Genomic DNA, 8,232 nt, shown 5'->3' with positions numbered 1-8,232 from the left:
AGGGCGAGGACGAGGGCCGCGATGGCCATGCCCTTGCCCTTGGGGGGCTCCATGCCTCCGGGTCCCGCGGGGTAGGCGTTGCCGTAGGGCGGCTGCTGGCCGCCGCCGTAGGGCTGCTGCGGAGCGCCGTAGGGGGTGTTGCCAGGCTGTCCCTCCGGAGTGCCATAGGGCTGTCCGGGACCTTCAGGTGGTGTAGTCACGCGCACACACTAGGGCGCGCGGGGCCCTACCTGTGGGCACTTGTCCGAACCAGTGGGCGGGTGTCGTCGGGGGCCCGGGGGCCCGGGGGCTCGCCTGGGCGCGTGGCTATGCTGCGCCGGTGACCACGCGCCCGCTCTACGTTCACGTCGGTGCGAGCAAGACCGGGACGTCCGCGCTCCAAGCAGGGCTGTGGGAGTCCAAACGGTTCCTGCGCCGCTCGGGCATCGGCCTCCCGTTCGTGGGCAGGCCGGCCCATGTCCGCCGCCTGCTGCGACCGCTGGGCTGGACGATGGGCACCGGCTTCGACCGGGCGCCGAAGCCGAAGGTGCTGCGCGAGCTGGCCTCGCGGCTGCGTGACACCCCGGGCGACCGGCTGCTGATCAGCAACGAGGACCTGTGCGAGCTCGACGCCCCCCGCATCGACCTGGTGCGTGAGCTCGCCGAGGCGGCCGACCTGGACCTGCGGGTCGTGGTGTCGGCGCGCGACTGGGCCAAGCAGCTGCCCTCGGAGTGGCAGCAGTTCCTCAAGCACCGGCTCACCACCGACTACGACTCCTTCCTCGAGCAGGTACGACGGCGCGAGGGCGCCGCGGCCGAGCACTACTGGCAGCGTCAGGACGTGGCGGGCATCTGCGCGCGGTGGGCGACCGGGCTCGACCCGGCCGACGTGCACGTCATCGCCGTCCCTCCGATGTCCGCCGACGCCGACGGCGTCTTCCGGCTCTTCGGCGAGGCCGTGGGCTTCGACGCGACCCGGCTGACCCTGCCGACCCACCACGTCAACGCCTCGTTCGGCTACGTCGAGGCCGAGGTCCTGCGCCGACTCAACGCCAGCCTGGGGGAGCGCCTGCCCGACTACGAGAAGGACTACGTGCCGGCGGTGCGCAACGTGCTCGTCCGCGGGGTGCTCGCCCGTGAGGCCAGCGCCAAGATCACCCTGCCACCCGAGCACCTCGCCTGGGTGCGCGACCTCGGTCAGCAGCACCTCGAGGCGCTGCGCAGCGGGGGCTACACGCTGCACGGTGACCCGCGCTACCTCGTGGCCGGCGAGGACGCTGCCAAGGCCCTGGCCCCGCTCGACCCGCAGGAGGTTGCCGACGCCGCGGTCGAGACGCTGGCGGCGTTCGCGACCCGGGTCCACCAGCGTCGCGGCGGGAGCGGCGGCAGGGGTCCGGGCGGTCAGCAGCCGCCGCGGCGCGGCAGGGCGTAGTCGACCAGCACTGCCCGATGGTCTGCGATCCGCGAGGCCAGCACCTGCGCCTGCTCGGGCACCCAGCCGCCGGCGCCGTGGAGCACGTAGTCGATGCGCCGCTTCGGCACCCGCGGCGGCACGGTCAGACCGTCACCGACGCCCACGAGCGGCCACGGGTCCGAGGTGAAGGTGTCGATGACGTCCATCGCGGGTGACCCGCTCTCGGCGTTGAGGTCACCTCCGAGCAGGAACGGCCGGTCGCTCTCGGCGACCAGCGTGCGCACCCCACGGGCCTGCACGATCCGGATCACGCCACGCGTGTGCTGGAAGTGGGTGTTGTAGACGTCGATGGCGCCGCCGGGCAGGTCGATCGTCGCGCGCAGCAGGCCGCGCTGCTGGAGGCCGGGGAAGTTGGGCAGCAGCAGGTTGGACCAGCTGAGGATCGGCCGGGAGCTGAGCGTCGCCGTGCCGGACTCGCGGCGCGGTGCGCCGTCCGCCTCCGGGGGTCGGGTGAAGTTGCGCCCGAAGACGACGTCCATGCCCAGCAACCGCCCCAGCTCCGCGGGCTGGTCGTCGAGGCCGGACGCGGCGCGGAAGCGGTGCACCTCCTGGAGCAGCACCACGTCGGCGTCCCAGGCGCGGATCTCGTCGGCCATGCCGGGCAGGTCGTAGCCGTCGCGTCCTACCGCGCCGTGGATGTTGATCGTGGCCACCCGGAGCCGCTGGGTGGGGGGCGGCTCGCAGGTGGCGCCCGGATCCGTCGGCGGCAGGGTCGGGGGCACGTCGGTCGGGGGCGGCAGGCCGGAGGACGGCGCCGGGAGCGGTGGGCGGACCCCGGGTCCGTCCGGGCGGGGCCAGAAGACGACGAGGCACACGACGAGCACGAGCGCGAGGGCCGCGAAACCGGCGTGGATCCAGCGGTTCATCGTCGCCTCCGTCCGTGGGTGGGTGCTCCTCGGGCGTGGCCCAGGGTAGGGGGCACCACCCGGGGATCCACCCGCCAGGGCCCGTCCGGATGTCGGCGCGATCGGGCACCATGAGGGGATGCGACTGATCAGCGACGCCGAGCGCCGGGCCCGCATCGGGCAGCGCCACGCGATCGCTCCGGGGCGCAGGGTGTCAGGGCCGGAGCAGGCGACCCGGGCGATGACGGTGCTGCACTCGACCGAGCCGGCGACGGTCTTCCTCTCGCTCTTCGCCCGGGTGGACGGGCTGACGCGCGACGACGTCGACCGGGCGCTCTACGCCGACCGCACGCTGGTCAAGCAGCTCGCCATGCGGCGCACCCTCTTCGTCATGCCGCGCGACCTGCTGCCGGCCGTCTGGGGGAGCGCGTCGGCACGGGTCGCCGAGACCGAGGGCAAACGGATCGTGCAGGACATCGTGAAGGCGGGGGTCGCGGACGACGGGGTGGCCTGGCTCGAGGAGGCCCGCGCGGCCGTGCTCGACCTGCTCGCCGACACCCCGACGGGTCGGACCGCCCTGGAGCTGCGGGAGGCGATCGCGCACATCGACGTCAAGATCGACGTCACGGCCGGCTCCACCTGGGGCGCCGGGCGGGTGCTGACGCACCTCGGCGCGACCGGCGACCTCGTGCGGGGCGCCAACACGCTCCACTGGCGGCTCTCGCGACCGCGGTGGACCCGGATGGGGGACTGGCTCGACGTCTCACCACCGCCGCTGGAGGCGCGCGAGGGCTATGCCGAGCTCGTCCGACGCTGGCTCGCCACCTTCGGCCCCGGCACGGTCGAGGACGTCCAGTGGTGGCTCGGCGGGACCAAGGGGGCGGTGCGCCAGGCCCTGCTCGACGTCGCCGCGGTCGAGGTCGCCCTCGAGCGCGACGGCACCGGATGGGTGCTGCCCGACGACGTCGACGAGGTCGGACCCACCGAGCCCTGGGCAGCACTGCTGCCGGTGCTGGACCCGACCGTCATGGGGTGGAAGCAGCGCGAGTTCTACCTCGGCGCGCACGGCCCGGCGCTCTTCGACCGCAACGGCAACGCCGGCACCACGGCCTGGTGGGACGGGCGCATCGTGGGCTGCTGGGTCCAGGACCCCGACGGGGTCGTGGAGGTGCGACTGCTGGAGGACGGTCCCCGCGCGACCCGGGAGGCCCTCGATGTCGAGGCCGTGCGCCTCACCGAATGGCTCGAGGGGCAGCGGGTCAGTACGGTCTACCCTTCCCCGGCGATGAAGGAGCCACGTTGACGCAGCAGCCCCCGCCGGGCGCTCCCTACCCGTCTCCGCAGCCGCCGGCCAACGGCCACGCGGTCGCGGCGCTGGTGCTCGGCGTGGTCTCCCTGACCGGCTGCTCCTTCGTCACCGGGATCCCGGCGATGATCCTCGGACGCATGGCCCAGCGTGAGATCGCCGAGTCCGGTGGCCGATCCTCGGGCCACGACCTCGCCACGATCGGATTCTGGCTGGGGCTGGTCGCCACGGTGATCGGCACGCTCGCCGTGCTCGGCGTCCTCGCGATCTTCTTCGGCTTCGTCCTCGTCGGCTAGCAGTCCTCCGGCTCCAGCACCTCCTGATCCATCCGCACCCTCGACCAGAGCAGGACCCGTCCCATGGCACGCAACCAGCCCGAGCAGCAGGCGCCGCCCGTCCAGCGCCTCCGCATCCGCTACGCCAAGCGCGGTCGGCTGCGCTTCAGCAGCCACCGCGACTTCTCCCGGGCCTTCGAGCGGGCGATCTTCCGGGCTCGGGTGCCGATGGCCTACTCCTCGGGCTTCAACCCGCACCCCCGCATCTCCTACGCCGGCGCGGCTCCCACGGGGTCGGCCAGCGAGGCGGAGTTCCTCGAGATCGGCCTCGCGCAGGTCGTCGACCCGGCCGAGATCCACGCGGCGCTCCTCGAGGCGCTGCCCGACGGACTCGACGTCGTCGAGGTGGTCGAGTCGCCCGGGGGAGCCCTGGCCGACCAGCTGGAGGCGAGCCGGTGGCAGATCGACATCGAGGCCTCGCTCGAGGAGGTCGAGGCCGCGGTCTCGACCTTCCTCGCCGCCGAGTCGGTGCTCGTGGAGCGCATGACGAAGAAGGGGCTGCGCGAGTTCGACTGCCGCGCCGCCGTGCTCTCGTTGGCGGCCCTCGCGGGGGACCGCGGCGCCCGTCTCGACCTGGTCCTGCGCCACGGGGTCCCGGCCGTCCGGCCCGACGACGTGCTCTCCGGGCTGGCCCGCACCTCCGACCTCGCTCCGGTCCAGACCCCGCTCCTGACGCGGCTCACCCAGGGGCCCCTCGATCCCGAGACCGGTGAGATCGGCGACCCGCTGAGGCCGAGGAGATAGTCCGTTTCGGATCGGTTGTGCGATAGTGGCCCTGGTCGATGACCCGTGGTCGCCTCCTCACCAGGAGCTTGCCGCCTGATTCGACCCGACGACGTTCTCGCCGGACACCTCGCACCTGAGGGGCTCGGCACAGTGGTTGGAAGTCGTCGCCGGACCGCGACGCGGCCAGTGATAGTCGGTGACAGCGACTCTCGCCTGTGGCCCTGCGACCGCGGCAGGTGACGTGGCTCCCGTCCAGTGACGCACCTGCGGAGGGTGTCGCCGCCACACGAAGGCTTTGCGCCGTCGATCCCCTAGCTTGTCGGGTCCACGGCGTCTGACACGCCCGGACGGCACACCGCTCCGGGTCGAGGAGCAGCACCATGGCTGACGACGACACCACCTCAACGGACACTCCTGTCACCGAGGTCGTCCCCACCGACACCACCAGCGACACGCCGGCGAAGCCGGCGAAGAAGGCCGCCGCCAAGCGCGCACCGGCCAAGAAGGCCGCCGCCAAGCGCACGGCCAAGAAGGCCTCCCCGGCGCCCGAGACCCCGGCGGAGGCTCCTGTCGTGGACGAGGCGCCCGCCCCGGCCAAGAAGGCCGCGGCCAAGAAGACCGCCGCGAAGAAGGCCCCGGCCAAGAAGGCGGCCGCCAAGAAGACCGCCGCGTCGGCCGACCGGGACGCCCCCACCGAGGCGACGGAGGCTCCGGCCGCCGAGGCCGACGCGGGTGCTGCGGCTCCGATGGTGCTCTTCCAGGCGCCGGAGAAGACCGCTCCCGCCCGCCGCACGCGCAAGTCGGCAGCCACCCGCGCCGCCGAGGCGGCCGCTGCGGCCGAGGCTGAGGCCGAGGCCCTGGCTGCGGAGGAGAGCACCGCGCCGGCGCAGCCCGCCGAGGTCGCTCCCGAGATCGACGCACCTCCCGCCCGCTCCCCGCGCAAGCGGTCCTCGTCGCGCTCCCGCAAGCCGGCGGCCGAGGCCCCCGTCGAGCCGGCCGACGACGAGTCCGACGAGGTCGCTGCCGCGACGGCCGCCGCCGCGACCGGCCCCGAGAGCACGCCTCCCGCCGAGGCCGAGCAGTCCGCCGGCGACGGCGAGGACGACGACGACAACGACGGCGACAACGAGGGCAACGGTGAGGGCGGTGGCCCGCGCCGCCGCCGCCGCCGCGGTGGTCGCCGCCGCCGCAAGGCCGGCGACAACGACGACTCCGCCGGCGACGACTCGGATGACAACTCCTCCGACGACGGCGACAACGCCTCCCAGGGCGGTCGCAACCAGGGCGGCCGCGGTCAGGGTGGCCGTGGCAACCAGGGCAACCAGGGCAACCAGGGCAACCAGGGCGGCCAGAACGGCGCGGGCAACCAGGCCGAGCAGGACGACGACGCGGGGGACGAGGGCGGCAGCACCCGCCGTCGCCGCCGTCGGCGTCGCGAGGGCGAGGGCGACGCAGGTGGCAACGGCGACGAGCCCAACACCGTCACCCGGGTCCGCAGGCCCCGCAACGCCGAGGACGAGATCACCGCGATCGCGGGCTCGACCCGCCTCGAGGCCAAGAAGCAGCGTCGTCGCGAGGGTCGCGAGGCCGGCCGTCGCCGCGCCCCGATCGTCAGCGAGGCCGAGTTCCTCGCCCGTCGCGAGTCGGTCGACCGGGTCATGGTTATCCGCCAGGCCGAGGAGCTGACCCAGATCGGCGTGCTGGAGGACAAGGTGCTCGTCGAGCACTACGTCGCCCGGGAGTCGCAGACCTCGCTCATCGGCAACGTCTACCTCGGTCGCGTGCAGAACGTGCTGCCCTCGATGGAGGCCGCCTTCATCGACATCGGCAAGGGTCGCAACGCCGTGCTCTACGCCGGTGAGGTCAACTGGTCCGCGCTGGGCCACAAGGACGGCCAGTCCCGCAAGATCGAGTCGGTGCTCAGCTCGGGCCAGTCGATCCTGGTGCAGGTCACCAAGGACCCGGTCGGTCACAAGGGTGCGCGCCTGACCAGCCAGGTCAGCCTCGCCGGCCGCTTCCTGGTCTACGTTCCCGACGGCACCACCAGCGGCATCTCCCGCAAGCTCCCCGACACCGAGCGCAACCGCCTGAAGTCCCTGCTCAAGGAGATCGTCCCCGAGACCGCCGGCGTCATCGTGCGCACCGCGGCCGAGGGCGCCAGCGAGGAGGAGCTGACCCACGACGTCGAGCGCCTCAAGGCTCGCTGGGAGGACATCGACTCCAAGGCCAAGGGCCAGGCTCCGCAGCTGCTCTACGGCGAGCCCGACCTGACCCTCAAGGTCGTGCGCGACCTCTTCACCGAGGACTTCAAGGAGCTCGTCATCCAGGGCGAGGAGGCGTGGGAGAGCGTGCAGTCCTACGTCGCCCAGGTCGCCCCCGACCTGCAGGACCGGGTCAAGCGCTACGACGGTGGTGGCGACGCGTTCGCGACCTACCGCATCGACGAGCAGATCGCCAAGGGCCTCGACCGCAAGGTCTGGCTGCCCTCCGGCGGCTCGCTGGTCATCGACCGCACCGAGGCCATGACGGTCGTCGACGTCAACACCGGCAAGTTCACCGGCTCCGGCGGCAACCTCGAGGAGACCGTCACCAAGAACAACCTGGAGGCGGCCGAGGAGATCGTGCGCCAGCTGCGGCTGCGCGACATCGGCGGCATCATCGTCGTCGACTTCATCGACATGGTCCTGGAGTCCAACCGCGACCTGGTGCTGCGTCGCCTCGTCGAGTGCCTGGGCCGTGACCGCACCCGCCACCAGGTCGCCGAGGTCACCTCGCTCGGCCTGGTGCAGATGACCCGCAAGAAGATCGGCACCGGCCTCGTGGAGGCCTTCAGCCACAACTGCGAGCACTGCCAGGGTCGCGGCCTCGTGATCCAGGACCACCCCGTCGAGCCCAAGGGTGGTGGCGGCGACGAGCAGCAGTCCCGCTCGGGCGGCGGTGGCGGCGGACGTCGCTCGCGTGGGCGTGGCCGTGGTCAGCAGGACGACCAGGCAGCGCCCGCCCAGGGCACCCCCAAGGCCACGCCGTCCCCCAAGGACATCGCGGCCATGGCCAAGCCCGAGAACGCCGGTCGTGTCGCGGACGAGACCGCGGACCAGGCTGCGGACCAGGTGGAGGAGGCCCCGGAGGTCGAGACCCCCGCGCAGCCCCAGCCCGAGGTCCAGGAGCAGGCCGTCGAGGCCGAGCCGTTCGTGGAGGCCGAGCCGGCCGCCGCCACCGAGCCCGAGCCGGAGCCCGAGGCCCCGAGCGAGCCCGAGGCCCCCAAGGTCGTCACGCGCACCCGTCGTACGACGCGCTCGACGGCGACCATCAGCACGACGCCGGCGACGATGCCCAGCGTGGTCGTCTCCGCGGCCGCGGAGCCGGCAGCCGTCCCCGTCGTCACCGCCGAGCCGCCCAAGGTCGTCACCCGCACCCGGGGACGCGCCCGCGCGGCCGAGCCGGCGCCCACGTCGGACGAGCCCACCGTGGAGGAGTCGGCGGTGGAGCACGTGCCGGTGAAGAAGCGCACCCGCAAGCGCTGACCTCGGGCGCCGCTCGCCCCCGTTTTGCGGTGCGAGCGGCGCG

At 73.3% G+C, this 8,232-nt stretch carries 6 protein-coding genes and 1 pseudogene; 5 read left to right on the top strand and 2 right to left on the bottom strand.

Translation table 11 applies throughout. The features are described from left to right. Positions 1-200, bottom strand: a pseudogene (locus AAG827_RS21505) (hypothetical protein); the annotation flags it as partial. A 119-nt stretch (positions 201-319) separates the two neighbouring features. On the opposite strand from AAG827_RS21505, the gene AAG827_RS21500 reads away from it, so the two are divergent. Beyond that, positions 320-1,411: a hypothetical protein gene (locus AAG827_RS21500; RefSeq protein WP_341928253.1), complete on the top strand. Its 1,092-nt coding sequence runs from the start codon at positions 320-322 to the stop codon at positions 1,409-1,411. On the opposite strand, the gene AAG827_RS21495 is transcribed toward AAG827_RS21500, so the two are convergent. Next, positions 1,381-2,319: an endonuclease/exonuclease/phosphatase family protein gene (locus AAG827_RS21495; RefSeq protein WP_341928252.1), complete on the bottom strand. Its 939-nt coding sequence runs from the start codon at positions 2,317-2,319 to the stop codon at positions 1,381-1,383. The genes AAG827_RS21500 and AAG827_RS21495 overlap by 31 nt on opposite strands. Positions 2,320-2,437: 118 nt before the next feature. On the opposite strand from AAG827_RS21495, the gene AAG827_RS21490 reads away from it, so the two are divergent. The 4 genes from AAG827_RS21490 (at position 2,438) to AAG827_RS21475 (ending at position 8,189) form a co-directional block, all read left to right on the top strand. Beyond that, positions 2,438-3,601, top strand: a complete 1,164-nt coding sequence (locus AAG827_RS21490) for a winged helix DNA-binding domain-containing protein (RefSeq protein WP_341928251.1) — start codon at positions 2,438-2,440, stop codon at positions 3,599-3,601. Then, entirely contained in the window at positions 3,598-3,900 is a 303-nt protein-coding gene (locus AAG827_RS21485) for a DUF4190 domain-containing protein (protein ID WP_309648745.1), read from the top strand. Before AAG827_RS21490 ends, AAG827_RS21485 begins: the two co-directional genes overlap by 4 nt. Before the next feature lie 63 nt (positions 3,901-3,963). After that, positions 3,964-4,683 (top strand): TIGR03936 family radical SAM-associated protein, encoded by a 720-nt coding sequence (locus AAG827_RS21480; RefSeq protein ID WP_341928250.1) that lies wholly within the window; start codon positions 3,964-3,966, stop codon positions 4,681-4,683. Between the two features lie 362 nt (positions 4,684-5,045). Beyond that, a complete protein-coding gene (locus AAG827_RS21475) occupies positions 5,046-8,189 on the top strand; it encodes an Rne/Rng family ribonuclease (protein WP_341928249.1) in 3,144 nt (1,047 codons plus the stop codon). The last annotated feature ends 43 nt before the right edge of the window (positions 8,190-8,232 follow it).

This window comes from Nocardioides psychrotolerans (genome assembly GCF_943371775.1).
Taxonomy (GTDB): domain Bacteria; phylum Actinomycetota; class Actinomycetes; order Propionibacteriales; family Nocardioidaceae; genus Nocardioides; species Nocardioides psychrotolerans_A.
The sequence above is the reverse complement of the archived record's forward strand: the minus strand, read 5'-3'. Positions and strand labels throughout refer to the sequence as shown.